This window comes from Kosakonia sp. Marseille-Q7440 (assembly GCF_965119485.1).
Genome location: NZ_CBCPLT010000001.1, coordinates 727,618 through 752,007 on the forward strand (window position 1 = coordinate 727,618; position 24,390 = coordinate 752,007).

At 59.4% G+C, this 24,390-nt stretch carries 21 protein-coding genes; 14 read left to right on the forward strand and 7 right to left on the reverse strand.

The features are described 5' to 3' along the window. The first annotated feature begins 41 nt into the window (after nucleotides 1–41). The 3 genes from mazG (at nucleotide 42) to eno (ending at nucleotide 4,198) form a co-directional block, all read left to right on the forward strand. Nucleotides 42–833 (forward strand): nucleoside triphosphate pyrophosphohydrolase, encoded by a 792-nt coding sequence (gene mazG, locus ACWPW2_RS03245; RefSeq protein WP_042717641.1) that lies wholly within the window; start codon nucleotides 42–44, stop codon nucleotides 831–833. Nucleotides 834–1,185: 352 nt separating this feature from the next. Beyond that, nucleotides 1,186–2,823: a glutamine hydrolyzing CTP synthase gene (gene pyrG / locus ACWPW2_RS03250; protein ID WP_124969619.1), complete on the forward strand. Its 1,638-nt coding sequence runs from the start codon at nucleotides 1,186–1,188 to the stop codon at nucleotides 2,821–2,823. 76 nt (nucleotides 2,824–2,899) lie between these two features. Further along, on the forward strand, nucleotides 2,900–4,198 hold the full coding sequence (eno, locus tag ACWPW2_RS03255; protein ID WP_023479467.1) for a phosphopyruvate hydratase: 1,299 nt from the start codon (nucleotides 2,900–2,902) through the stop codon (nucleotides 4,196–4,198). Nucleotides 4,199–4,249: 51 nt separating this feature from the next. Here eno and ACWPW2_RS03260 read toward each other — a convergent pair whose 3' ends face one another. Further along, nucleotides 4,250–5,359 carry an SDR family oxidoreductase gene (locus ACWPW2_RS03260; protein WP_454121609.1) on the reverse strand — a complete coding sequence of 370 codons (1,110 nt, stop codon included), beginning with the start codon at nucleotides 5,357–5,359 and terminating at the stop codon, nucleotides 4,250–4,252. A 395-nt stretch (nucleotides 5,360–5,754) separates the two neighbouring features. Here ACWPW2_RS03260 and ACWPW2_RS03265 point away from each other — a divergent pair, with 395 nt between their 5' ends. After that, complete coding sequence (locus ACWPW2_RS03265; RefSeq protein ID WP_454121610.1) at nucleotides 5,755–6,444, forward strand: N-acetylmannosamine-6-phosphate 2-epimerase; 690 nt, start codon at nucleotides 5,755–5,757, stop codon at nucleotides 6,442–6,444. Here ACWPW2_RS03265 and ACWPW2_RS03270 read toward each other — a convergent pair. Beyond that, the gene (locus ACWPW2_RS03270) at nucleotides 6,430–7,371 is read right to left on the reverse strand and encodes a TPM domain-containing protein (RefSeq protein WP_454121611.1); all 942 of its coding nucleotides are present in this window, start codon (nucleotides 7,369–7,371) and stop codon (nucleotides 6,430–6,432) included. The genes ACWPW2_RS03265 and ACWPW2_RS03270 overlap by 15 nt on opposite strands. Before the next feature lie 183 nt (nucleotides 7,372–7,554). On the opposite strand from ACWPW2_RS03270, the gene queE reads away from it, so the two are divergent. Then, on the forward strand, nucleotides 7,555–8,226 hold the full coding sequence (gene queE / locus ACWPW2_RS03275) for a 7-carboxy-7-deazaguanine synthase QueE (protein ID WP_124969612.1): 672 nt from the start codon (nucleotides 7,555–7,557) through the stop codon (nucleotides 8,224–8,226). Between the two features lie 46 nt (nucleotides 8,227–8,272). On the opposite strand, the gene queD is transcribed toward queE, so the two are convergent. After that, on the reverse strand, nucleotides 8,273–8,632 hold the full coding sequence (gene queD, locus ACWPW2_RS03280; protein ID WP_023479478.1) for a 6-carboxytetrahydropterin synthase QueD: 360 nt from the start codon (nucleotides 8,630–8,632) through the stop codon (nucleotides 8,273–8,275). Between the two features lie 304 nt (nucleotides 8,633–8,936). Between queD and cysJ the strand changes: the two genes are divergently transcribed. From cysJ to cysH, 3 genes are all read left to right on the forward strand, one after another. Next, nucleotides 8,937–10,745: an NADPH-dependent assimilatory sulfite reductase flavoprotein subunit gene (cysJ, locus tag ACWPW2_RS03285; RefSeq protein WP_454121612.1), complete on the forward strand. Its 1,809-nt coding sequence runs from the start codon at nucleotides 8,937–8,939 to the stop codon at nucleotides 10,743–10,745. Next, nucleotides 10,745–12,457: an assimilatory sulfite reductase (NADPH) hemoprotein subunit gene (gene cysI, locus ACWPW2_RS03290; RefSeq protein WP_023479495.1), complete on the forward strand. Its 1,713-nt coding sequence runs from the start codon at nucleotides 10,745–10,747 to the stop codon at nucleotides 12,455–12,457. Before cysJ ends, cysI begins: the two co-directional genes overlap by 1 nt. Nucleotides 12,458–12,533: 76 nt before the next feature. Then, nucleotides 12,534–13,268, forward strand: a complete 735-nt coding sequence (gene cysH / locus ACWPW2_RS03295; protein WP_094419426.1) for a phosphoadenosine phosphosulfate reductase — start codon at nucleotides 12,534–12,536, stop codon at nucleotides 13,266–13,268. A 761-nt stretch (nucleotides 13,269–14,029) separates the two neighbouring features. On the opposite strand, the gene hpxZ is transcribed toward cysH, so the two are convergent. Genes hpxZ through ACWPW2_RS03315 form a run of 4 tightly spaced genes read right to left on the reverse strand, consistent with a single transcriptional unit; the run spans nucleotide 14,030 to nucleotide 17,564 of the window. Beyond that, nucleotides 14,030–14,413, reverse strand: a complete 384-nt coding sequence (gene hpxZ, locus ACWPW2_RS03300; protein WP_094419427.1) for an oxalurate catabolism protein HpxZ — start codon at nucleotides 14,411–14,413, stop codon at nucleotides 14,030–14,032. Next, nucleotides 14,410–15,786 (reverse strand): AtzE family amidohydrolase, encoded by a 1,377-nt coding sequence (locus ACWPW2_RS03305; protein WP_454121614.1) that lies wholly within the window; start codon nucleotides 15,784–15,786, stop codon nucleotides 14,410–14,412. Before ACWPW2_RS03305 ends, hpxZ begins: the two co-directional genes overlap by 4 nt. Continuing rightward, entirely contained in the window at nucleotides 15,783–15,974 is a 192-nt protein-coding gene (gene hpxX / locus ACWPW2_RS03310) for an oxalurate catabolism protein HpxX (protein ID WP_454121615.1), read from the reverse strand. Before hpxX ends, ACWPW2_RS03305 begins: the two co-directional genes overlap by 4 nt. A gap of 6 nt (nucleotides 15,975–15,980) precedes the next feature. Further along, a complete protein-coding gene (locus tag ACWPW2_RS03315; RefSeq protein WP_454121616.1) occupies nucleotides 15,981–17,564 on the reverse strand; it encodes a gamma-glutamyltransferase family protein in 1,584 nt (527 codons plus the stop codon). A gap of 115 nt (nucleotides 17,565–17,679) precedes the next feature. On the opposite strand from ACWPW2_RS03315, the gene ACWPW2_RS03320 reads away from it, so the two are divergent. The 6 genes from ACWPW2_RS03320 (at nucleotide 17,680) to ACWPW2_RS03345 (ending at nucleotide 24,381) form a co-directional block, all read left to right on the forward strand. Further along, nucleotides 17,680–18,519 carry a MurR/RpiR family transcriptional regulator gene (locus ACWPW2_RS03320; RefSeq protein ID WP_454121618.1) on the forward strand — a complete coding sequence of 280 codons (840 nt, stop codon included), beginning with the start codon at nucleotides 17,680–17,682 and terminating at the stop codon, nucleotides 18,517–18,519. A 169-nt stretch (nucleotides 18,520–18,688) separates the two neighbouring features. Beyond that, nucleotides 18,689–19,930: a pyridoxal-phosphate-dependent aminotransferase family protein gene (locus ACWPW2_RS03325; protein ID WP_124969599.1), complete on the forward strand. Its 1,242-nt coding sequence runs from the start codon at nucleotides 18,689–18,691 to the stop codon at nucleotides 19,928–19,930. Continuing rightward, nucleotides 19,927–21,189 carry an allantoate amidohydrolase gene (hpxK, locus tag ACWPW2_RS03330; RefSeq protein WP_454121619.1) on the forward strand — a complete coding sequence of 421 codons (1,263 nt, stop codon included), beginning with the start codon at nucleotides 19,927–19,929 and terminating at the stop codon, nucleotides 21,187–21,189. The genes ACWPW2_RS03325 and hpxK overlap by 4 nt, the downstream gene beginning before the upstream one ends. Nucleotides 21,190–21,590: 401 nt before the next feature. Beyond that, nucleotides 21,591–22,307 (forward strand): FadR/GntR family transcriptional regulator, encoded by a 717-nt coding sequence (locus ACWPW2_RS03335; protein ID WP_454121620.1) that lies wholly within the window; start codon nucleotides 21,591–21,593, stop codon nucleotides 22,305–22,307. Further along, nucleotides 22,304–23,317 (forward strand): ABC transporter ATP-binding protein, encoded by a 1,014-nt coding sequence (locus ACWPW2_RS03340; RefSeq protein WP_454121622.1) that lies wholly within the window; start codon nucleotides 22,304–22,306, stop codon nucleotides 23,315–23,317. The genes ACWPW2_RS03335 and ACWPW2_RS03340 overlap by 4 nt, the downstream gene beginning before the upstream one ends. Beyond that, nucleotides 23,314–24,381: an ABC transporter ATP-binding protein gene (locus tag ACWPW2_RS03345; protein ID WP_023479459.1), complete on the forward strand. Its 1,068-nt coding sequence runs from the start codon at nucleotides 23,314–23,316 to the stop codon at nucleotides 24,379–24,381. Before ACWPW2_RS03340 ends, ACWPW2_RS03345 begins: the two co-directional genes overlap by 4 nt. Nucleotides 24,382–24,390 lie beyond the last annotated feature (9 nt).

Here is a 24,390-nt window from a genome sequence, read left to right on the forward strand (position 1 = left end):
TCCCATCTCCTGGGAGGATCGCTTTTTAGCAAGGATTTTTCATGACACAAATCGATCGTCTGCTCGGGATCATGCAACGGCTGCGCGACCCGCAAACCGGCTGCCCGTGGGACAAAGAGCAGACTTACGCCACCATCGCGCCCTACACACTGGAAGAGACTTACGAAGTGCTGGACGCCATTTCGCGCGAAGACTTCGACGATCTGCGCGGCGAGCTGGGCGATCTGCTCTTCCAGGTGGTCTTCTACGCGCAGATGGCGCAGGAAGAGGGGCGTTTTGATTTCAACGATATTTGTGCTGCCATCAGCGACAAGCTGGAGCGCCGCCATCCGCATATCTTTGGCGACGCGCAGGCGGGTAACAGCGCGGAAGTGCTTGAGCGCTGGGAGCAGATCAAAACCGCCGAGCGGGCGGAGAAAGCGCAGCACTCGGCGCTGGATGATATTCCCCACAGCCTACCGGCGCTGATGCGCGCCCACAAAATCCAGAAGCGCTGCTCAACCGTGGGCTTTGACTGGACCACCATCGGCCCGGTGCTCGACAAAGTGTATGAAGAGATCGACGAAGTGATGGACGAAGCCAAACAGGCGGTTGTCGACCAGGCGCGGGTAGAAGAGGAGATGGGCGATCTGCTTTTCGCGACGGTTAATCTTTCCCGCCATCTGGGCGTTAAAGCGGAAGTGGCGCTGCAAAAAGCGAACCTCAAATTTGAGCGCCGCTTCCGCGAAGTTGAAAGGCTGGTTCAGGAGCGCGGCCTGGAAATGACCGGCGTAGATCTGGAAACAATGGAAACTATCTGGCAGCAGGTAAAGCGCCAGGAACATGATCTTTAAGGCATTTGTGGTAACAAGCGCGATTTGTGTGATTTTTTAAATAGCAAGCGCTTGATTTGCGTCAAAAACATTTGCTGGAAAGGGGCTATTTTCACACTCATTACGTTTGTTGAAACGTTTCCGCTAACGCCGCTTCGGCTTATCCTTAGGGCTTCCGGGCGGCAACAGCACGAATCAGTAAACGTTCAGAATTGTTGTACAAGCGGCGTCAGCCAAGAGAGCTAACGCTAATGCGGCCTGAAGAGAGAAGGGGAGGGGGAATGAAAGTTTGTGGCGCAACTCATCATCCGGTATACTGCTTTCCCGTCCTGGTTATTCCACCGTCTTTTAAACCTAACTTCTCAGGTTCAGCATGACAACGAACTATATTTTTGTGACCGGCGGGGTCGTATCCTCTCTGGGTAAAGGCATTGCCGCAGCCTCCCTGGCAGCTATTCTTGAAGCCCGTGGCCTCAAGGTCACCATGATGAAACTGGATCCGTACATCAACGTCGATCCGGGCACAATGAGCCCTATCCAGCATGGTGAAGTGTTCGTTACCGAAGATGGCGCAGAAACCGATCTTGATTTGGGTCACTACGAGCGTTTCATCCGCACCAAGATGACCCGTCGCAACAACTTCACCACCGGCCGTATCTACTCCGAGGTGCTGCGTAAAGAGCGCCGCGGCGACTATCTCGGTGCGACCGTGCAGGTTATCCCCCATATCACCAATGCCATCAAAGAGCGCATTATTGCTGGCGGCGAAGGCCACGACGTTGCGCTGGTTGAGATCGGCGGTACTGTCGGTGATATCGAATCCCTGCCATTCCTCGAAGCGATCCGCCAGATGGCGGTAGAAGTGGGCCGCGAGCGCACTCTCTACATGCATCTGACGCTGGTGCCATACATGGCCGCTTCCGGTGAAGTGAAAACCAAGCCGACTCAGCACTCTGTGAAAGAGCTGCTCTCCATCGGTATTCAGCCAGATATCCTGATTTGCCGCTCCGATCGCGCCGTTCCGGCCAACGAAAGAGCCAAAATTGCTTTGTTCTGTAACGTTCCAGAAAAAGCAGTGATTTCTCTGAAAGATGTCGATTCCATTTATAAAATCCCGGGCCTGTTGAAATCCCAGGGTCTGGACGATTATATTTGTAAACGATTCAGCTTAGCCTGCCCGGAAGCGAATCTCGCCGAATGGGAGCAGGTGATTTACCAGGAAGCGAATCCGTCGGGTGAAGTCACGATTGGTATGGTCGGCAAGTACATTGAGCTGCCGGATGCCTATAAATCGGTGATTGAAGCGCTGAAACATGGTGGTCTGAAAAACCGCGTAACCGTCAACATCAAGCTGATTGATTCGCAGGATGTTGAGACGCGCGGCGTTGAGATCCTCAAAGGCCTCGATGCCATTTTGATCCCGGGCGGCTTCGGCTACCGCGGCGTAGAAGGCAAGATCGCCACCGCGCGTTTTGCGCGTGAAAACAATATTCCTTACCTCGGCATCTGCCTGGGTATGCAGGTTGCGTTGATTGAGTATGCGCGCCACGTTGTCGGGATGGAGAACGCCAACTCCACGGAATTTGTGCCAGACTGTAAGTACCCGGTTGTGGCGCTGATCACCGAGTGGCGTGACGAAGAGGGCAACGTTGAGCAGCGTTCTGAGAAGAGCGATCTCGGCGGCACCATGCGCCTTGGTGCGCAGCAGTGCCAGCTTAGCGATGAGAGCCTGGTTCGCCAGCTGTATGGCTCAGAAACGATTGTTGAGCGCCATCGCCATCGCTACGAAGTCAACAATATGCTGTTGAAACAGATTGAAGCTGCGGGCCTGCGCGTTGCGGGCCGTTCCGGGGATGATCAGTTGGTCGAGATCATCGAAGTGCCGAACCATCCGTGGTTTGTCGCTTGCCAGTTCCACCCGGAGTTTACTTCTACGCCGCGTGACGGACATCCGCTGTTTGCCGGCTTTGTGAAAGCCGCCAGCGAGTATCAAAAGCGCCAGGCGAAGTAAAATATACAAAGACAGTGCACCCGACGGGTGCATTGTTGTCTGGAGTTTTAGTTTAACTTGTACTGAGGAAAACCTAATGTCCAAAATCGTTAAAGTCATCGGTCGTGAAATCATCGACTCCCGTGGTAACCCGACTGTTGAAGCAGAAGTTCACCTGGAAGGTGGTTTCGTTGGTCTGGCTGCCGCTCCGTCAGGTGCTTCCACTGGTTCCCGCGAAGCGCTGGAACTGCGCGATGGCGACAAATCCCGTTTCCTGGGTAAAGGCGTAACCAAAGCAGTTGGCGCAGTTAACGGCCCGATTGCTCAGGCGCTGCTTGGCAAAGATGCCAAAGACCAGGCTGGCATCGATAAGATCATGATCGATCTGGACGGTACTGAGAACAAATCTAACTTCGGCGCGAACGCCATCCTCGCGGTCTCCCTGGCTGCTGCGAAAGCTGCTGCTGCCTCTAAAGGCCAGCCGCTGTACGAGCACATCGCTGAACTGAACGGCACCCCGGGCAAATACTCCATGCCGGTTCCGATGATGAACATCATCAACGGCGGCGAGCACGCTGACAACAACGTCGACATCCAGGAATTCATGATCCAGCCGGTTGGCGCTTCCAGCGTTAAAGAAGCGATCCGCATGGGTTCTGAAGTGTTCCATCACCTGGCGAAAGTGCTGAAGTCTAAAGGCATGAACACCGCTGTGGGTGACGAAGGTGGCTACGCGCCGAACCTGGGTTCCAACGCCGAAGCACTGGCTGTTATCGCTGAAGCGGTAAAAGCAGCAGGCTACGAACTGGGCAAAGACATCACCCTGGCGATGGACTGCGCAGCATCTGAATTCTACAAAGACGGCAAATATGTACTGGCTGGCGAAGGCAACAAAGCCTTCTCTTCTGAAGAGTTCACTCACTTCCTGGAAGAGCTGACCAAACAGTACCCGATCGTCTCCATCGAAGATGGCCTGGACGAATCTGACTGGGACGGCTTTGCATACCAGACCAAAGTGCTGGGCGACAAAATCCAGCTGGTGGGCGACGACCTGTTCGTAACCAACACCAAGATCCTGAAAGAAGGTATCGACAAAGGTATCGCTAACTCCATCCTGATCAAATTCAACCAGATCGGTTCCCTGACCGAAACTCTGGCTGCAATCAAGATGGCGAAAGATGCGGGCTACACTGCAGTTATCTCTCACCGCTCTGGCGAAACTGAAGACGCAACCATCGCTGACCTGGCGGTAGGTACTGCGGCTGGCCAGATCAAAACCGGTTCCATGAGCCGTTCTGACCGTGTTGCTAAGTACAACCAGCTGATTCGTATCGAAGAAGCGCTGGGTGAAAAAGCACCGTACAACGGTCGTAAAGAGATCAAAGGCCAGGCATAATCCCTGCGCGTTTGTCTTAGAGAAATGCCAGTCGAATGACTGGCATTTTTTTTACTTAAAATCGACTTCCATCTGCTGCGGAATGGTCAAACCGCGCGTCGTCTGCACACAGCGGGCGATATAGTCGGTAAAGCGCGGCGGCTTCGGCATGCCGAGGCTCAGCAGCTTATCATTACTGAAACGCACGTTAAGCGTGGCGAAGGCGCCATATAACCGCATCGCTTTCAGCATCAGCCGCTCATTGCACGGCCCGAAGATATCCTTCAGCTCGCGGCGCATCTTCACCAGCGTTTCATAGCTCACCTGCGCGTAGTTATCGGCAATCGGGGCTTTCTCCAGCGCCTGCGCCATCGCGCTGTCGATATCCGCAAAGCGCACGCTGTTCTCCTCCCCGGCGGAGATATGCACCACTTCCCCGTGCGCCATCTCTTTTTCCAGCAGCATCAGCAGGGCATCCGCACAGTAATCAACCGGGATCACATCCACGCGATCCTCCAGCGAGCACATAAATTTTTGCAGCATCAGCCCCATACTGAAGACCCAGAAAATACTGGTCGACGGCTGGCAGCCGTGGCAAGTGTGTCCAACCACAATAGAGGGACGGGCGATAACCAGCGGCAGCTGCGGGCAGTGCTGGCGCATCAGCTGTTCAATGGTCGATTTGGAGTGGGTATACGCCACAAGGTGCTCCGCGTTTTCACGGAACTCTGCATTTTCCGCCACCAGCGAATCCGGCTCCGGAGTACAGGACATCGCCGTGCCGACATGCAGAAAACGCTGCAAGCCCGTTACCTGCGCCATCCGGCGCGCGAAGGCGAGCGTACCTTCGACGTTCACTTTCCAGATCAGCGGATTGCTGCCAAATGAGGCCACCGCCGCGCAGTTGATCACATGGGTAACCTGCTCAAGGCGCGGATCGTCGAGAAAGCTCTCCGGCTCGCCCAAATCACCGCAGAGGATCTGCCCGGCGGTGAGGGCGGCAAGCTGCACCTCGCTAAGATTAAATTTGCGCATATTGCTAACAATGCGCGCCAGCCCACTTTCGCGATCGGCGGCGCGCACCAGCAACAGTAAATTGACCTTTCCATTACGCTGCAGGATTTTTTCTAATACTGCTCCGCCCAGAAAACCCGTTGCGCCCGTTATTAATAGTGTGGTCATACATGCTATCCCATTATTGTTGAATGGGCGGATTGTAGGAGCAGAAAAGTAAACGCCAGATAAATAAACACGCGGCGTGAAAAAGCAAAAATTAAGCTTAATTTAAGGAAAGTGTCGCGGGGGATTTTTATAGGACAGCGAAGCCGGGGAAAAAATCCAGATAAGATAAATAAATTATCTATATCGCTGATTTTATTTATTTTTAATTGCCTTTCAGCAGCGTGAAATAAAAGTGTAAATTATTTCTATATGTAAAATAAATAATCTCTGCTTACATCCTTTTTCCCCTTTTAAAAAGCAGATTAGACGATTCGCATGCGCTAATAACGGGCAGGCATTTTCGCTTTTAACGACAATAATAAACATAACATTAAAAAGTCAGAGGGAGTCCGACGATGTTAGAGCAAATCAAAGGCAAGCTGGTGGTCTCATGCCAGGCGCTGGAAAATGAGCCGCTACACAGCCCGTTTATTATGGCGAAGATGGCGCTGGCAGCCGCAGAGGGAGGCGCGGCGGGAATTCGGGCTAATAGCGTGGTTGATATTGAGGCCATCAGGCAGCAGGTCGCGCTGCCGGTGATTGGCCTTATCAAGCGCGACTACCCCGACAGCGAGGTGTTTATTACGCCCACGCTGCGCGAAGTGGAAGAGTTAATAGCCGCCGCGCCAGAGATGATTGCGCTCGATGCCACCCAGCGCCCGCGCCCCGGTGGTGAAACCCTCGCACAGCTGGTCGCCGGGATCAGCGCCCGCTGGCCCGCACTGTTATTAATGGCGGATATCGCAAGCGTTGAAGAGGCGGTGATATCAGAGCAGCTTGGTTTCGACTGCGTCGGCACCACGCTCTACGGTTATACGCCGCAGACAAAAGGCCATACGCTGCCGGAGAGCGATTTTGCCCTGCTCAAAGCAGTGCTGGCAGCCGTTGCCATTCCGGTCATTGCCGAAGGGAATGTTGATACCCCGGAGCGCGCGGCGCGCTGCCTGGCGCTCGGTGCCCATGCGGTGGTCGTGGGTGGTGCCATCACCCGACCACAGCAGATTACGCGCCGTTTTACCGACGCAATAAGATCACCAGCTATCTGACGAGCCGCCGCCGTCGCTGGAGCCGCCGTCGCCGGAGCTTGAGCTATCACTGCTGCTGTGGCTGCCGCTATCACCGCCTGAATGGTGGTGAAGATGGCTGGTGCTGGTCGAGGTCCAGGTGGCGCTGTCATCGCGCACCGTGCCGCCGCCGACAGCCAGCAAGCGCTGCGGGTAGAGCCACAGGAAGAACAATCCCGAAAAGATGCTGATAAAAGGGATAGAGAAGCTGAGCCAGACAAAAGGCATTACCCAGGAGACAAACTCAGAGGTAATAGCGAGCGCCGGGGTCAGCAACAGAGAGCCAAAAAAGATCACCCGCACCGTTCTCTTTTTACGCTTGAGGATCAGTAAAAAGAGGCCGACGGCGAGAAAAGGCAACCCTTGCCAGTAAGAGAAGTTAACCAGCTTTCCGCGCACCCATGCCCACGAGGCGGAAGCGGGCGACGGCAACGGTTGCCCGCTCAGCAACGCATCAATCCCTTTCAGCCCATGCTGTAAGCCGGAGAACAGATCCCCCTCCCGGAAGTAGGGCAGCATCTGCTCTTTGATCACCTGGCTTGCCAGCGCATCGCTGATGGTGGTTTCAAGACCGCGGCCGACCTCCACGCGCACCCGGCGATCCTGCCATGCCACAAGGATCAGCACGCCGTCATTGCGCTGCGCACTGCCCAGCCGCCACTCATTAAAGGTTTGCGTGGCAAACGTTTCGAGGTCCTCCCCCTCAAGGGAGGGCAATACCAGCACGGCGACCTGCGCGCCGGTTCGCCTGTTAATCTCCGCGACCTCGCTAAGAAGCGACAACTTATCCTCGGTCGCAAACAGGGCGTGCGGATCGTTGACGAAGCCGCGCATCGACGGAACCGGGAGTGCGTGAGCCTGAAACGTCATGCTCACGAACAGCAGCAATAAGGTGACTACGCGTGCCATAAAGCAACTTCCTTGCAGGGCTGGGGTAGATTCGCCACATCATAGCGGCACTCTTTCACCGCTGACAATTCGCCATAAATGGCGTAGTAGCCGCCGGAGATGTTGCGGCAAAGCGCAAATGGCACATGATCGGCGGCGTGTTATCTGCAATAATCCCTTTTTTCACTTCGATAAAGAGCCAGCATGCAGTACCCGATTAACGAGATGTTCCAGACCCTGCAAGGCGAGGGTTACTTCACCGGCGTTCCCGCCATTTTTGTTCGTTTACAGGGATGCCCGGTTGGTTGCGCCTGGTGCGACACCAAACACACCTGGGATAAGCTCGCGGATCGGGAGGTGTCGCTCTACAGCATTCTTGCCAAGACCAAAGAGAGCGACAAGTGGGGCGCGGCCAGCAGCGAAGATCTGCTCGCCATTATTGAGCGCCAGGGCTGGACGGCGCGCCACGTGGTGATCACCGGCGGCGAACCCTGCATTCACGATCTTATCCCGCTCACCGCGCTGCTGGAGAAGCATGGCTTTAGCTGCCAGATCGAAACCAGCGGCACCCACGAAGTGCGCACCTCCCACTCTACCTGGGTAACGGTTTCGCCGAAGGTGAATATGCGCGGCGGGTATGATGTGCTGCAGCAGGCGCTGGAACGGGCCGATGAGATCAAGCACCCGGTCGGGCGCATGCGCGATATCGAAGCGCTGGATGAACTGCTGGCGCAGCTGCACGATCAGAAGCAGCGGGTTATCGCCCTGCAGCCGATCAGCCAGAAAGAGGACGCCACGCGTCTGTGCATTGAAACCTGCATTGCACGCAACTGGCGGCTGTCGATGCAGACGCACAAATATCTCAACATCGCCTGAAAAAACAAAACCCGCCAGCGGCGGGTTTGTTGTTTTACGCAGAGGATCAGCCGCGGTAGACGCATCCGGCGGTACAGGTCTCTTTCACCATCACCGCACTCAGCAGCGGCACAACCGGCTTCATCTGATCCCAAATCCATTTCGCCAGCACTTCGCTGGTCGGGTTTTCCAGCCCCGGGATCTCATTCAGATAGTAGTGATCCAGTCTGTCGTAGAGCGGTTTAAACGCCGCTTTCAGCTCGGCGAAATCCATAATCCAGCCGGTATAAGGGTCCACCTCGCCGGTGATCTCCAGGCGCACCATAAAGGAGTGGCCATGCAGGCGGCCGCACTTATGTCCCTCAGGAACATGGGGCAGGTGGTGCGCGGCTTCGAAGGTGAAATCTTTAAACAAGGTGGTCGACATAATGCACTCTCAGGCTACAAAAACCGCCGAATGGTAGCGGAAATGACCTTTTTTAGCATTAACTAAAACCGCTAAAAACGATTACCGCCGCACATGCTTAACATTGCAGTCGATTTATCAATAAAATTCAGTCACTTATTCAACCTGTTTTACTGTTAACGATGATAGCTAAAACAGGTTAGTCCTTTTGGTTATTTATTATTTCCAACCTTTCTTTAATTGTTATTATCCCCGCCGTTAACCTTACTTTCTCTTCTGTTTTTCAAAACATAAAAACAGCTTTGCTACTGGAACATAACGACGCATGACAACCCAGGCCCCATCTTCCGCGTTGCTCCCGTTAAACCCGGAGCAACTGGCGCGCCTCCAGGCGGCCACCACCGATTTGACTCCCACCCAGCTCGCCTGGGTTTCCGGCTATTTCTGGGGCGTGCTCAATCAGCAGCCCGGCGCGGCGGCCGTTGCCACCGCCGCACCCGTTGCCGAAACCCCATCGATTACTCTGATCTCCGCCTCGCAGACCGGCAATGCGCGCCGCGTCGCTGAAGCGCTGCGCGACGATCTGCTGGCGGCGAAACTGAGCGTCAACCTGGTCAACGCGGGCGACTACAAATTCAAACAGATTGCCAACGAGAAGCTGCTGGTAATTGTTGCCTCGACGCAGGGCGAGGGGGATGCGCCGGAAGAAGCGGTAGCACTGCATAAATTCCTGTTTTCGAAAAAAGCGCCGAAATTTACCGATACCGCCTTTGCGGTGTTTGGCCTTGGCGACAGCTCTTATGAGTTCTTCTGCCAGGCGGGGAAAGATTTCGACAGCAAGCTGGCGGAGCTTGGCGCCGAGCGTCTGCTCGATCGCGTCGATGCTGACGTTGAGTACCAGGCCGCCGCCGCCGAGTGGCGCGCGCGCGTGGTCGAAGTACTGAAAGCCCGCGCCCCGGCGGCTACGCCTGCGCAGACCGCAGCCAGCACCAGCGGCGCGGTGAATGAAGTCACCTCCAGCCCCTACACTAAAGAAGCGCCGCTCGCCGCGACCCTCTCCGTTAACCAGAAAATTACCGGGCGTAACTCGGAAAAAGATGTCCGCCATATCGAAATCGATCTTGGCGACTCTGGCCTGCGCTACCAGCCTGGCGACGCGCTTGGTGTCTGGTATCAGAACGATCCGGCGCTGGTCAAAGAACTGGTGGAGCTGCTGTGGCTGAAGGGCGACGAGCCGGTAATGGTAGACGGCAAAACCCTGCCGCTGGCTGAAGCTTTACAGTGGCATTTCGAGCTGACCGTTAACACCGCCAATATCGTTGAGAACTACGCCACTCTGACGCGCAGCGAATCGCTGCTGCCGCTGGTGGGCGATAAAGCGAAGTTGCAGCACTACGCCGCGACCACGCCGATTGTCGATATGGTGCGCTTCTCCCCGGCGCAGCTCGATGCCGATGCGCTGATTGGCCTGCTGCGCCCGCTGACGCCGCGCCTCTATTCCATCGCCTCTGCGCAGGCAGAAGTGGAGAGCGAAGTGCACGTCACCGTTGGCGTGGTGCGTTACGAGATTGAAGGCCGTCCGCGTGCCGGTGGTGCCTCGAGCTTCCTCGCCGATCGCGTGGAAGAGGAGGGTGAAGTGCGCGTCTTTATCGAGCATAACGAGCACTTCCGCCTGCCGGCCAACCCGGAAACGCCGGTCATTATGATTGGCCCGGGCACCGGCATCGCGCCGTTCCGCGCCTTTATGCAGCAGCGCGCCGCCGATGAAGCGCCGGGCAAAAACTGGCTCTTCTTTGGCAACCCGCACTTTACCGAGGATTTCCTCTACCAGGTGGAGTGGCAGCGCTATGTGAAAGAGGGCGTGCTGAGCCGTATCGATCTCGCCTGGTCGCGGGATCAAAAAGAGAAAATATACGTACAAGACAAACTGCGCGAACAGGGCGCAGAGCTGTGGCGCTGGATCAATGAGGGTGCCCACATTTATGTCTGCGGCGACGCCAATCGCATGGCGAAAGACGTTGAGCAGGCTTTACTGGACGTGATTGCCGAATTCGGTGGCATGGATACCGAAGCGGCGGATGAATTTTTAAGTGAGCTGCGCGTTGAGCGCCGTTATCAGCGAGATGTCTACTAATGAGTGAAAAACATCCCGGCCCTCTGGTGGTCGAAGGCAAACTGGCCGATGCCGAGCGCATGAAGCTTGAGAGTAACTATCTGCGCGGCACCATCGCCGAAGATTTAAATAACGGTCTGACCGGTGGCTTCACCGGCGACAACTTCCTGCTGATCCGTTTCCACGGCATGTACCAGCAGGATGACCGCGACATTCGCGCCGAGCGCGCCGAGCAAAAGCTCGAACCGCGCCACGCAATGCTGCTGCGCTGCCGTCTGCCGGGCGGTGTCATCACCACTAAACAGTGGCAGGCGATCGATAAGTTCGCCCATGACAACACCATTTACGGCAGCATTCGTCTGACTAACCGCCAGACCTTCCAGTTTCACGGCATTCTGAAGAAGAACGTGAAGCCGGTGCACCAGATGCTGCACTCCGTCGGGCTGGATGCGCTGGCGACCGCCAACGACATGAACCGTAACGTGCTCTGCACCTCAAATCCGTTTGAATCGCAGCTGCACGCCGAAGCGTACGAGTGGGCGAAGAAGATCTCCGAGCATCTGCTGCCGCGCACCCGCGCCTATGCGGAGATCTGGCTCGATCAGGAGAAGGTCGCCACTACCGATGAAGAGCCGATCCTTGGCCAGACCTATCTGCCGCGTAAGTTCAAAACCACGGTGGTGATCCCGCCGCAGAACGATATTGATCTGCACGCCAACGACATGAACTTTGTGGCGATTGCCGAGAATGGCAAGCTGGTCGGCTTTAACCTGCTGGTTGGCGGCGGGCTCTCCATTGAGCACGGCAACAAGAAAACCTATGCCCGCACGGCGAGCGAGTTTGGCTACCTGCCGCTGGAGCATACGCTGGCGGTGGCGGAAGCGGTAGTCACTACCCAGCGCGACTGGGGCAACCGTACCGATCGTAAAAACGCCAAAACCAAATATACCCTTGAGCGCGTCGGCGTTGAGACCTTCAAAGCGGAAGTGGAACGCCGCGCGGGGATCAAGTTTGAGCCGATCCGCCCGTATGAGTTTACCGGGCGCGGCGATCGCATCGGTTGGGTCAAAGGGATCGACAACAACTGGCACCTGACGCTGTTTATTGAAAACGGCCGCATCCTGGATTATCCGGGACGCCCGCTGAAAACCGGCCTGCTGGAGATCGCGAAGATCCACCAGGGCGAGTTCCGCATTACCGCCAACCAGAATCTGATCATTGCCAGCGTGCCGGAGAGCCAGAAAGCGGCGATCGAGCAGCTGGCGCGCAGTCACGGCCTGATGGATGCGGTAACGCCGCAGCGCGAAAACTCGATGGCCTGCGTCTCCTTCCCGACCTGCCCGCTGGCGATGGCGGAAGCGGAGCGTTTCCTGCCTTCCTTCGTCGATAAAGTGGAAGAGCTGATGGTGAAACATGGCGTCGGCGACGAGCATATCGTGCTGCGCGTCACCGGCTGCCCGAACGGCTGTGGCCGCGCAATGTTGGCGGAGATTGGCCTGGTGGGTAAAGCGCCGGGTCGCTACAACCTGCATCTGGGCGGCAACCGCAGCGGCACGCGTATTCCGCGCATGTACCGTGAAAACATTACCGAGCCGGAGATCTTAGGCGAGATCGACACCCTCGTTGGTCGCTGGGCGCAGGAGCGCGAAGCGGGTGAAGGTTTCGGCGATTTCACCGTGCGCAGCGGCATTATCCGCCCGGTATTAGATCCGGCGCGCGATTTTTGGGAATAAGCGTTGCAGGCCGGATAAGGCGAAGCCGCCATCCGGCATTGAACACGCCACCCGGCAACAACACTGTGAGGAACCTATGTCCATACTCGATCTGAACGCGCTCAACGCGCTGGCGAAAGAGGAACGCGACCAGCAGCTGGCCGACACCAACGCCCAGCTTGAAACCTTCACCGCCGAAGCGCGCGTGGCGTGGGCGCTGGAGAACCTGCCGGGTGAGTATGTGCTCTCATCCAGCTTTGGTATTCAGGCAGCGGTCAGCCTGCACCTGGTCAACCAGGTGTGCCCGAATATCCCGGTGATCCTGACCGATACCGGTTATCTCTTCCCGGAGACCTACCAGTTTATTGATGAGCTGACAGAGAAGCTCAACTTAAACCTTAAGGTCTATCGCGCCGAGCAGAGCCCGGCCTGGCAGGAAGCGCGCTACGGCAAGCTGTGGGAGCAGGGCGTGGAGGGGATTGAGAAGTACAACCAGATTAACAAAGTCGAGCCGATGAACCGGGCGCTGGCAGATCTCAATGCGCAAACCTGGTTCGCCGGGCTGCGCCGCGAGCAATCCGGGAGCCGCGCAGCGCTGCCGGTGCTGGGCATTCAGCGCGGCGTGTTCAAAGTGCTGCCGATCATCGACTGGGATAACCGCACGGTGTACCAGTATCTGCAAAAGCAGGGGCTTAAGTACCATCCGCTGTGGGATCAGGGCTATCTCTCGGTGGGCGATACCCATACCACCCGCAAGTGGGAGCCGGGCATGGCAGAAGAGGAGACGCGCTTCTTCGGCCTGAAACGCGAATGCGGGCTGCACGAAGGGTAACTCTTCAGACGTTGCCGGATGGCCACCGCGATTTTGCAGCTGTTGTAGGCCGGATAAGGCGTAGCCGCCATCCGGCAAACAGGCCGCATCGGCTGATGGCATCACACTGCCGGATGGCGCTGGCGCTTATCCGGCCTACGAATAACGACCGCGGTTTTTGTACAATTGGGCCACACCGCATCACACTGCCGGATGGCGCTGACGCTTATCCGGCCTACGAATAACGACCGCGGTTTTTGTAACACTCGGGCCACACCGCATCACACTGCCGGATGGCGCTGACGCTTATCCGGCCTACGAATAATGACCGCGGTTTTTGTAACCCTCGGGCCGCATCGCATCACACTGCCGGATGGCGCTAACGCTTATCCGGCCTACGAATAACGACCGCGGTTTTTGTAACACTCGTGCCGCACCGCATCACACTGCCGGATGGCACTGACGCTTATCCGGCCTACGAATAATGACCGTGGTTTTTGTACAATTGGGCCGCACCGCATCACACTGCCGGATGGCGCTGACGCTTATCCGGCCTACGAATAATGACCCCGGTTTTTATACAATTGGGCCGCACCGCATCACACTGCCGGATGGCGCTAATGCTTATCCGGCCTACGAATAATGACCGTGGTTTTTGTACAATTGGGCCGCACCGCATCACGCTACCGGATGGTGCTAACGCTTATCCGGCCTACGATGAAGATCCTGGTGTTGTAGGCCGGATAAGGCGCAGCCGCCATCCGGCAATCAAACCGCACCACTTACTGCATCACACTGACATGGGCGGCGACAATCCGCCATCCGAACGGGAACTTCACCCATGTCTGCATCTGGCGGCCGATGCGCTCGCTGTTTTCGCGGGTAAACTCGGTGCTCGCCACCGCCATCTCATCGCCAAAGGTGGTGATGGTGGTATTGCGTAACACTCTTTCTAACCCGGCCGACGGGCGCGCCTGGCGAAAATCGCGGATCGCCGCCATGCCGTAAAGATTCTCCGTCGCCCCATAACGCACCGTGCGCCCGTCATCCCAGAACAGCTCATCCAGCACCGCCACATCATTACTGATCAACGCCTGCTCATAGCGATAAAACGCCGCCGTCACCTCATTGAGGATCAGCGGGCGATCAATATTGTCCCGATTCATGCTCCCTCCTGCGGATAAAGAAGCCCGGCCTGCTCCAGCCGCCATGCTGCCTGTAAACAGCGCGCCTCCTGCCACGGCGCGCCAATAATCTGCACGCCAATCGGCAGCCCGCGTTCGCTCTTCAGCGCTACGGTTACCACCGGCAGGCCGAGAAACGAAATCGGCTGCGTCAGCATCCCCATGCTCGCTTTGACCGGCAGGTCACAGCCGTTGATACGCATTGTCGCGTCCCCAATCTGCGTGGCGCTGCACGGCGTAGCGGGAGCGAGCAGCAGATCGACATCCTTAAACAGCGCCAGCGTCTCATCACGAAACCAGGCCCGGAAGCGCTGCGCCTGCGTATACCACGCCGACGGCGTCATCGCACCTGCCAGCAGGCGCTCGCGCGAGTTCGGCTCAAACTTATCCGCCGCTGTGCGCAGGGCGGGCAGGTACGCATTTCCCCCTTCGGCAGCGGTCAGCACAAACGCCGCCGAACGCGCCAGCTCCGCCTGCGGCAGCGTCATCGCGCGATCCGCTGCCAGCGAGCGTGCCACCTGGTTTAAGGCATCGCGGGCATCGTTATCGCACCAGGTGGTGAAGAACCCCTCCAGCACCGCACAGCGCAGCGGATCGTCATGAGTAAGCTGCGTAAGCGCCGCCTCGGTCGGGCGATCCGCCTGGGCGCGATCGTCCGGATCGTGCCCCTGCATGGCGTCATACACCCGCGTCAGATCGTCGACGGTGCGCGCCAGCGGGCCGATATGATCGAGGCTCGGCACAAAGGGGTGGCTGCCGCTGCGCGACAAACGTCCGAAGGTCGGTTTCAGGCCATTCACACCGCAGAGAGAAGCAGGCACGCGGATCGAGCCGTTGGTGTCGGTGCCGAGGGCGAAATTGACCATCCCCGCCGCGACCGCCGCCGCTGAACCGCCGGAGGAGCCGCCCGCTACGCGCGTGCGATCGCGCGGGTTGCGCGTCGCGCCGTAATGGCTGTTCTCGGTGGTGAAGCCATAGGCATAAGCGTCCATATTGAGTGCCCCGGCCAGCAGCGCGCCGGCGCGATGGAGCTGGCGCAGAGCAAAGGCATCCTGCGCGGCGGGCGGATCGTGGCTGAACAGCTCCGCACCAGCCAGCGTCGTCACGCCCGCAATATCAAACAGGTTTTTCACCGCAAACGGCACGCCCGCCAGCGGCGGCAGCGTCTCGCCCTGCGCGATCCGGCGATCAATCTGCGCCGCCTCGGCAAGCAGGCGCGGGGCGGTGACTTCAGTAAAGGCATTAATGCCGAGGTTAAGCTGATCGATGCGCGATAACGTCTGCTGCGCCAGTTCGTGCGCGCTGAACCACTTCTCGCGCAGCCCGCGCTGAATATCCTCAATCGACAGATTCATAAGCGGTACTCTCCCGCCCCTTCCTGACGAGGGGGCAGGGGAAACTGCATTAACGGCTGCGCCATCGCCGCGATGCGCGCCAGCTGCACCTCAAGCTCCGCGCGGCGCGCGTCATCAAGCGGCATCTCAAGTATCTGCTCCATCAGCCGGATCCACGCCGGCCAGTCTGTTGCGTCGTTGTTCATCATCGCTCCTTAGAAACCCGCCGCGCTGCCGTTGCTGCGCGGATCAAATGCCCCCTCCAGCATGCCGTTGGCATGGCGCACAATCGCACCGGCATGGCCGGTCGCTTCGCTTAAGCCGGGCAGCCACTCCACCTCATGCCCCATAGCGCGCAGTGCCTGCGCCGTCTCTTCGCTAAAACGGTTCTCCAGCTTCAGGCTGTCGGAGGTCTGCCCCCAGGTGCGCCCGAGCAGCCAGCGCGGGGCGCAGACCGCCTCCTGCAATCCCATTCCCTGCAACACATGGCGGGTAAAGATCGCCGCCTGGGTCTGCGGCTGCCCGTCGCCGCCCATTGTGCCGTAGACCATGGTGCGGCCATCGTTAAGCCGCGCCGCCGCCGGGTTTAAGGTGTGGAATGGCTGTTTGCCTGGCATCAGCGCCAGCAGGTGTTGCGGGTCGAGGCTGAAGGCCGCGCCGCGGTTTTGCAGCAGCACGCCGCTCTCCGGCAGCACTACGCCGCTGCCAAACTCGTGATAGATGCTCTGGATAAACGACACCGCCAGCCCGTTTTTATCCACCACGCCCATCCACACCGTATCGCCCGGTCCTTTGCCTGGCCCCCAGGGGGCAGCGCGCTGCTCATCAATGCTGGCAGCGAGCTGTTCCAGCGGTGCCTGCTCCAGCAGGCTCTGCACTGGCAGCGTGACGTGGCGCGGATCGGTGATATAGCGGTCGCGCAGGCCAAAGGCTTTTTTGGTCGCTTCGACAATTCGGTGGATGGTCTGCACTTCGCTGGCCTGTTCCATCGCCAGGTGGTCGGTAATGCCGAGGATCGCCAGCGACACCAGCCCCTGAGTGGGCGGCGTCATGTTGAACACCTCGCCCTGGCTGTGCGCGAGGCGCAGCGGCACGCGGCGCTGGGCGCGATGAGCGGCGAGATCCTGCGCGGTCACCGGCAGGCCTAAGGCCGCCATTTCAGCGGCGATAATGGTTGCCAGCGGGCCGCGATAAAAACTGTCTAACCCCTCGGTGGCAAGCCGGGTCAGGGTGCGCGCCAGTTTCGGCTGGCAAAAGCGGCTCCCCGCCAAAGGCGCGTTGCCATCAGGTAAAAAGGTGTCGGCAAAACCGGGGACATCGACCAGTTCAGCGTACTTCGCCTGGGTGGCGCTGGCCTGCGACTGGGTAACGGGAATACCGTCGGCGGCATAGCGAATGGCATCTGCCAGCAGGCGCGAAAGCGGAAGCTGCCCGCCGCCGAGTGAGGTGGAGAATGCCAGCGCCTCCTCCCAGCCGCTCAATGTGCCGGGCACGGTTAACGCCGCCAGCGGACCGCGATGGGGAATATGCGCATGCCCGTCATAAAAGGCGGTGGTCGCGTGCTGGCCCGCCGCGCCGCTGGCATCGATCGCCAGCGGTTCGCCGTTCGGCGGCACGATCAGCCAGAAGCCGTCGCCGCCAATGCCGTTCATATGCGGATAGACCACCGCAATGGTGGCCGCCGCCGCGACCATCGCTTCAATGGCGTCACCGCCGTGGCGCAGCACCGAGAGCGCCGACTCGCTGGCAAGGTGGTGGGGCGTTACCGCCATACCGGAGGGGGCCATATTACTCTGCATCGTCACGCTTCCTTTTTTGCGGGTATAGCAGAGTGCTAAGCAAGAGCTGTTCCAGATTGACGCGATACGTTTCACTGTGTCAGCTTTAGCTGAAACAAAAGTTGCAGGAGGCGTTATGCAGCAGCTCGATATGCGCTTGCGCGCGTGTTACGACCACCTCTCGCCGCAGGAGCAGCGGGTGGCCGCCTTTATTCTCGACCACTTCGACGACCTGGTGAGCTACAACAGCGCGGAGCTTGCCCGCTTAAGCGGCGTGTCGAAAGCGACCGTCAGCCGCCTGTTTCGCCGGCTCGGTTACGACAACTTCAAAGCGATGCGCGATGAGTTGCGCACCCTGCGCCAGAGCGGGATGCCGCTGGCGGAAAGCCGCGAGGCGGTGCAGGGCAACACGCTGCTGGCGCGCCACTATAAGCAGGAGATGGCAAACCTGACCCAGTGGATCAACAGCCTCGATGCGGAACAGTTTGCCGCCGTTATTGCGGCCCTGAGCGCCGCCCGGCGGGTGGTGATTATCGGCTTTCGCAACAGCGCGCCGGTGGCGCTGCATCTGCGCCAGCAGTTATTGCAAAGCCGCGGGCAGGTGGCGGTGATGCCGCAGCCGGGGCAGACGCTGGCGGAGGAGATTGTCGATCTCACTGAGGAGGATATGGTGGTGATGGTGGCGTTTCGCCGCCGTCCGCGCGGCGTGCGCCCGCTGCTGGAGACGCTGCAAAGCCGCGGCGTGCCGGTGCTGGTGCTGAGTGAAGCGCAGGCCAGCGGGCTGAAAGCCGTTAGCCGCTGGCATATCGGCCTGCCGCTGGAGAGCGTCTCGGCCTTCGACAGCTACAGCAGCGCCATGAGCCTGGTGAATCTCCTCGCCAACGCGCTGCTGCACACCACGCTTAGCGAAGGGCGCCAGCGCATTCACACTATCGCTGCGCTCTATCAAGATCTCGACGAACTCGAACCGCGCTGATGCACTTTTTTGGTGCTTTCGCACCACGCTGATGACACCTCACGGGGCACGCTGTGCCCCCGATTTTGTGGATTAGCACGCAGTCCCGCCCCCTCCGTCTATGGCACATTAGTTGCAGAAATAACAGATAAGAACCTTTTGTTTCATTGACCGGATGAAGGACGTGCCAATGTTTGATCTCTCCCACAGTTCACAAATCAACCCGCCTCAACGCCTGCTGATGGGGCCAGGGCCGATCAATGCCGATCCGCGCGTGCTGCGCGCGATGGCGAGCCAGCTTATCGGCCAGTACGATCCGGTGATGACCGGCTACATGAATGAGGTGATGGCGCTCTATCGCGGCGTCTTTCGCACCGAAAACCGCTGGACGATGCTGGTGGATGGCACCTCGCGCGCCGGTATTGAGGCGATCCTCGTCTCCGCCATTCGCCCCGGTGACCGCGTGCTGGTGCCGGTGTTCGGCCGCTTCGGTCACCTGCTCTGTGAAATCGCCCGCCGCTGCCGCGCCGAGGTGCATACCATTGAGGTGCCGTGGGGCGAAGTCTTTACCCCGGATCAGATTGAAGAGGCGATCAAGCGCGTTAAGCCGCGCCTGCTGCTGACAGTGCAGGGCGACACCTCGACAACGATGCTGCAACCCCTCGATCAACTGGGCGAGATCTGCCGCCGCCACGATGTGCTGTTCTACACCGATGCCACGGCGTCACTCGGCGGTAACGCGCTGGAGAGCGATGCCTGGGGGCTGGATGCGGTCTCTGCCGGGTTGCAGAAGTGTCTTGGCGGGCCGTCCGGCAGCGCGCCGGTCACCTTAAGCCCGCGCATGGAGGCGGCGATCCGCGCCCGTCGTTGCGTTGAGCAGGGGATCCGCACCGAGGCCCACGAAGATGGCAGCGAGGAGATGATCTACTCCAACTATTTCGATCTCGGCATGGTGATGGATTACTGGGGGCCGGAGCGCCTGAACCACCACACCGAAGCCACCAGCATGCTCTTCGCCGCCCGCGAATGCGCGCGCATTATGCTGGAGGAGGGGATGGATAACCTGATTGCCCGCCACGAACTGCACGGCCGCGCGCTGCTCGCCGGTATCCAGGGAATGGGGCTTGGCGTGTTTGGCGACATCCGCCACAAGATGAATAACGTGCTCGGGGTGGTGATCCCGCCTGAGGTACACGGTGAAGAGGTGCGCCAGCGCCTGCTGAACGATTTCCATATTGAGATTGGCACCTCCTTCGGCCCGCTACAGGGCAAGATCTGGCGCATCGGCACCATGGGCTATAACGCGCGCAAAGATTGCGTCCTGCAAACCCTCACCGCGCTGGAAGCGGTACTCAATCGCCTCGGCTTTCGTACCGTGCAGGGCGCGGCGATGCAGGCAGCCTGGGATGTGTATGAAGGAGCGCGCGCATGATGAATCAGGAGGAGGCCGCCTGCGCCGCCGGTCGGGTAATGGCGCGCTGCGACGCGCTGGCGCAATTAAGTGAAAGCAGCGAGGGGCTGACCCGCGTTTATCTCTCGTCGGAGCATTTGCAGGCCAACGCGCTGGTCGCGCAGTGGATGCAGCAGGCGGGCATGACCACCTGGCAGGATGCGGTCGGCAATATCTGCGGGCGCTATGAGGCCGCGCTGCCGGGCGCACAGGCGCTGCTGCTCGGCTCGCATCTCGATACGGTGCGCAACGCCGGGCGCTACGACGGCATGTTCGGCGTGCTGGCGGCGATTGAAGTAGTCGATGCGCTGAATCGCGCCGGGCTTCGCGGGGCGCAGGCGATTGAGATTATCGGCTTTGCTGATGAGGAGGGAACGCGCTTTAACATCGCCCTGCTCGGCAGCCGTGGACTGACCGGCAGCTGGCCCGCGTCGTGGCTCGCCTGCGAGGATGCGCAGGGGGTCAGCGTGGCGCAGGCGTTAGCCCTTGCCGGGCTGAGCGCCGATGCGATTTTTGCTGCCCAGCGCCCGGTGGCGGATTTCTCGGCCTACCTCGAGTTGCATATTGAGCAGGGGCCGGTGCTGGAGCAGGAGGATCTCGCCCTTGGCGTAGTGAGCGCGATTAATGGCGCGCACCGTCTGCACGCTCGTTTTACCGGTGAAGCGGGCCATGCCGGGACGGTGCCGATGCGCCATCGCCGCGATGCGCTGGCCGCCGCCGCCGAATGGCTGCTGTTTATTGAGCAGACCACCCAGGCCTTCGCGCCGGATATTGTCGCCACCGTCGGCACCTTGCAGTGCGAGCCCGGCGCGGTGAATGTGATCCCTGGCGCGGTAAGCCTGACGCTCGATATTCGCAGCCCGCAGGATGAGGCGCGCGACGCGCTGCTGCAACGCCTGCTGGCGCAGGCGGAGGTGATTGCCACGCGGCGCGGCGTGAGTTTTAGCCATGAGATTTTTTATACCATTGCCGCCACGCCCTGCGATGAAGCCCTGCGTGCGCAGTTAACCGACGCGGTGCGGGAAGTGCAGGGGCGCACGATGTTGTTGCCGAGCGGTGCCGGGCATGACGCGATTGCCATTGCCGAACGCTGGCCGTCGGCGATGCTCTTTGTGCGCTGTGCGGGCGGCATCAGCCACCATCCGGCGGAGAGCGTGGCGGAGGACGATGTCGCCCAGGCGCTGCGCGCCTTTAGCCTCGCGGTCGGGCAGCTTATCGCTCGCCCGTCAGCCGTTGCCTGATGGCGGCTGCGCCTTATCAGGCCTACAACACCCCTCGCAGGCACCGCACCCGTAGGCCCGATAAGCGCAGCGCCATCGGGCAATACAAACTCCCGCACCCCTCGCAGGCACCGCGCCATCGGGCGGTGCATTTGTGAACGTTTCGCTCTTTTTTGGTGCGCTATTTGCACAAAAACCGTGCATCGTCCCTTTTTCATCCCCGCAGGTGCTGCTTTTCCCGCCATTTCTGGAAAAAAATAAACATCTTTAAATCAATGTATTAACAAATATTTCAAAAATATAACTGAACCAATGATCTATTGGTTCGCAAATTGCTTAATAAACCCTGAGCGGCAGCAGGCATAAAAACCATAACTTGCTGTTATGAAATAAAAAGATAACGCGAACGCGGATGAACCAATATGGAAAAACCCTCACGCTATCTGGCGAACTCCAGTACAGCGCTCGAACAGCTTCGTGGCCTTATCCACGAGTATGAGTCAACACCAGGGACTCCTCTGCCGACAGAGCGCGAGCTGGCTGAAATGTTTGGCGTCGGGCGGCGCGAGATCCGCCGCGCCCTCGACGTGCTGGAGGAGGAGGGGCGCATCTGGCGCAAGCAGGGCAAAGGGACCTTTACCGGCCCCACCGCGCCTGCCTCGCCCGTTGCGCTACAAGGGCTGGTTCAGCAGACCAATATGCTGGAAGTGATGGAGTCGCGCTTACAAATTGAGCCAGGCCTGGCGCGGCTGGCGGCACTGCGCGCAAGCCCGGAGCAGCTGGCGCTGATGCAGCGCATGCTTGAGCGTATCGATAACGTCAGCGCCGAAGATCCGGACCTCAATGAACTGTGGGACAGCGCCTTTCACCGGGCGATTGCCGAAGCGGCGGGCAACCGCCTGCTGCTTGGCCTGTTCGACACCCTCGACGCCGTGCGCCGCGAACCCGCCTGGCACCACCTGCGCGAGCTGGCGCGTACCCCGGCGAAGGTCGACCGCTACAACGATCATCATCACCGCATTATGCAGGCGATCCGCGATCGCAAGCCGGCCGCGGCCGCCATGGCGATGCGCGAACACCTGCTCGATCTGCAATACGCCCTGATCCAGGCCATCCACATTGAGGACGATATGCCATGACGACGATCCCGTTTCACGATCCCGCGCCGGTGCTGCGGATAACCAACCTGAAGGTGCAGTTTGCCGGATCGCCGGTCAGCGTATTAGATGGTATCTCTCTGAGCGTAAAACGCGGTGAGACGCTGGCGCTGGTGGGCGAATCGGGCTGCGGGAAAAGTATTACCTCGCTGGCGTTAATGGGGCTGCTGCCCACCAGCGCGCAGATTGTCAGCGGCGAGATGCACTTTCGCGACCAGGATCTGCGCCAGCTTGCTCCGCGTGACTACGCCGACCTGCGCGGCAACGCGCTGGCGATGATTTTTCAGGAGCCGATGACCTCCCTCAACCCGGCATTCACGTTAGGCGATCAGCTCAGTGAAGCGGTGATGCGCCACCAGAACGTCTCGCGCAGCCAGGCGATGGCGGCGGCGCTACAAATACTCGAAAAAGTGCAGATCCCCGCCCCGGAGATGCGCCTGAAAGCCTACCCGCACCAGCTCTCCGGCGGTATGCGCCAGCGCGTGATGATCGCCATGGCGCTGATTAATAACCCCAGGCTGCTGATTGCCGACGAACCGACCACCGCGCTGGATGTCACCATTCAGGCGCAGATCCTCGCTCTGCTCAACACCCTGAAGGCCGAGACCGGCACAGCGGTGTTGATGATCACCCACGATCTTGGCGTGGTGGCAGAAGTGGCGCAGCAGGTGGCGGTGATGTACGCCGGTCAGGTGGTGGAACAGGGGAGCGTCGAGGCGATTTTTGCCGATCCGCAGCATCCTTACACCATCGGCCTGATGGGCTCGATCCCCTCCCTCGGCGCACGCAAAGGCCCGCTCTCCACCATTCCAGGCGCGGTGCCGCTGCCGGAAGCGATGCCGAAAGGGTGCCGCTTCGCCACCCGATGTCCCTTTGCGCAGACGCGCTGCCATCAGGAAAAACCGACCTTACAGCCGCAGGGGCCAGGCCACCTGGTGGCCTGTTTCCGCGCGCCCCTTGAACAGCATATCGCGCTGGGAGAAACCGCATGAGCACACCGATTCTTGAAGCCCACGATCTCAGCAAACGCTTTGCCGGGCCGTCGCGCCTCTTTGCGCCAAAACGGTATGTCACCGCCGTCGATCGCGTCTCGCTGACGGTTTACCCCGGCGAAACGCTGGCGATTGTCGGCGAGTCCGGCTCCGGTAAATCGACCCTCGGCCGCCTGTTGCTGCGCCTGCTCGCCGCTTCCGAAGGCGAGGTGTATTACCAGGGCGAGGCGATCACCCATGCCAGCGGCGCGCGCGTTAACCAGCTGCGCCGCGAGCTGCAAATTATCTTTCAGGACCCCTTTGCCTCCCTCAACCCGCGCATGACCGTCGAGCAGATCGTCGGCGAGCCGCTGTGGCTGCACCAGAAGATGGGCAAAAGCGATCGCCAACTGCGCGTGGCGGAACTGCTCTCCACCGTCGGGCTGCCCGCCGCCTGGGCGCGCCGTTACCCCCACGAGTTCTCCGGCGGCCAGCGCCAGCGTATCGGCATTGCCCGCGCGCTGGCCTCGGGGCCGAAACTGCTGCTCGGCGATGAGCCGGTGTCGGCGCTCGATGTCTCGGTGCAGGCGCAGGTGGTTAACCTGCTGGAGAACCTCAAGCAGCAGTTTGGCCTGACGATGATTATCGTCGCCCACGGTCTGGCGGTGATCCGCCATATGAGCGACCGTGTGGCGGTGATGTATCTCGGGCAGATTGTTGAGATGGCAACTGTTGAAGAGATCTTCGACGCCCCGTTGCACCCCTATACCCAGGCGCTGATCGCTTCTGCGCCGCAGACGCAGCCAGGCCTTGAGCGGCAAACGCCGCTGTTGCAGGGCGACCTGCCTAACCCGGCCAACCCGCCGCAGGGCTGCCGTTTTCACACCCGCTGCCCCTATGTCAGCGATGAGTGCCGCCAGCTTGAGCCGATTAACCAGCTGCTCGACGGCGGCCGTCAGGTGGCCTGCCATCGCTGGCAGGAGATTAACCGCGATCGCAGCGTTATCCAGATTGCTCCGCCTTCTGCCGCCTTCCTGCGCCGCCGCGCGCTGTTTGAACAGGCAGCCTCTCACTCGTCCCGTTAAAGGAAACAA

Excerpts from the sequence above, each read along its gene's own strand:
- ACWPW2_RS03265 (WP_454121610.1), top strand. The coding sequence starts at position 5,755 with ATGTTAGAGCAAATCAAAGGCAAGCTGGTGGTCTCATGCCAGGCGCTG.
- ACWPW2_RS03315 (WP_454121616.1), bottom strand. The coding sequence starts at position 17,564 with ATGCAGAGTAATATGGCCCCCTCCGGTATGGCGGTAACGCCCCACCAC.
- ACWPW2_RS03340 (WP_454121622.1), top strand. The coding sequence starts at position 22,304 with ATGACGACGATCCCGTTTCACGATCCCGCGCCGGTGCTGCGGATAACC.
- cysI (WP_023479495.1), top strand. The coding sequence starts at position 10,745 with ATGAGTGAAAAACATCCCGGCCCTCTGGTGGTCGAAGGCAAACTGGCC.
- cysH (WP_094419426.1), top strand. The coding sequence starts at position 12,534 with ATGTCCATACTCGATCTGAACGCGCTCAACGCGCTGGCGAAAGAGGAA.
- pyrG (WP_124969619.1), top strand. The coding sequence starts at position 1,186 with ATGACAACGAACTATATTTTTGTGACCGGCGGGGTCGTATCCTCTCTG.
- hpxX (WP_454121615.1), bottom strand. The coding sequence starts at position 15,974 with ATGATGAACAACGACGCAACAGACTGGCCGGCGTGGATCCGGCTGATG.
- ACWPW2_RS03260 (WP_454121609.1), bottom strand. The coding sequence starts at position 5,359 with ATGACCACACTATTAATAACGGGCGCAACGGGTTTTCTGGGCGGAGCA.
- queE (WP_124969612.1), top strand. The coding sequence starts at position 7,555 with ATGCAGTACCCGATTAACGAGATGTTCCAGACCCTGCAAGGCGAGGGT.
- hpxZ (WP_094419427.1), bottom strand. The coding sequence starts at position 14,413 with ATGAATCGGGACAATATTGATCGCCCGCTGATCCTCAATGAGGTGACG.
- ACWPW2_RS03335 (WP_454121620.1), top strand. The coding sequence starts at position 21,591 with ATGGAAAAACCCTCACGCTATCTGGCGAACTCCAGTACAGCGCTCGAA.
- eno (WP_023479467.1), top strand. The coding sequence starts at position 2,900 with ATGTCCAAAATCGTTAAAGTCATCGGTCGTGAAATCATCGACTCCCGT.
- ACWPW2_RS03305 (WP_454121614.1), bottom strand. The coding sequence starts at position 15,786 with ATGAATCTGTCGATTGAGGATATTCAGCGCGGGCTGCGCGAGAAGTGG.
- cysJ (WP_454121612.1), top strand. The coding sequence starts at position 8,937 with ATGACAACCCAGGCCCCATCTTCCGCGTTGCTCCCGTTAAACCCGGAG.
- queD (WP_023479478.1), bottom strand. The coding sequence starts at position 8,632 with ATGTCGACCACCTTGTTTAAAGATTTCACCTTCGAAGCCGCGCACCAC.
- mazG (WP_042717641.1), top strand. The coding sequence starts at position 42 with ATGACACAAATCGATCGTCTGCTCGGGATCATGCAACGGCTGCGCGAC.
- ACWPW2_RS03270 (WP_454121611.1), bottom strand. The coding sequence starts at position 7,371 with ATGGCACGCGTAGTCACCTTATTGCTGCTGTTCGTGAGCATGACGTTT.
- ACWPW2_RS03320 (WP_454121618.1), top strand. The coding sequence starts at position 17,680 with ATGCAGCAGCTCGATATGCGCTTGCGCGCGTGTTACGACCACCTCTCG.
- ACWPW2_RS03345 (WP_023479459.1), top strand. The coding sequence starts at position 23,314 with ATGAGCACACCGATTCTTGAAGCCCACGATCTCAGCAAACGCTTTGCC.
- ACWPW2_RS03325 (WP_124969599.1), top strand. The coding sequence starts at position 18,689 with ATGTTTGATCTCTCCCACAGTTCACAAATCAACCCGCCTCAACGCCTG.
- hpxK (WP_454121619.1), top strand. The coding sequence starts at position 19,927 with ATGATGAATCAGGAGGAGGCCGCCTGCGCCGCCGGTCGGGTAATGGCG.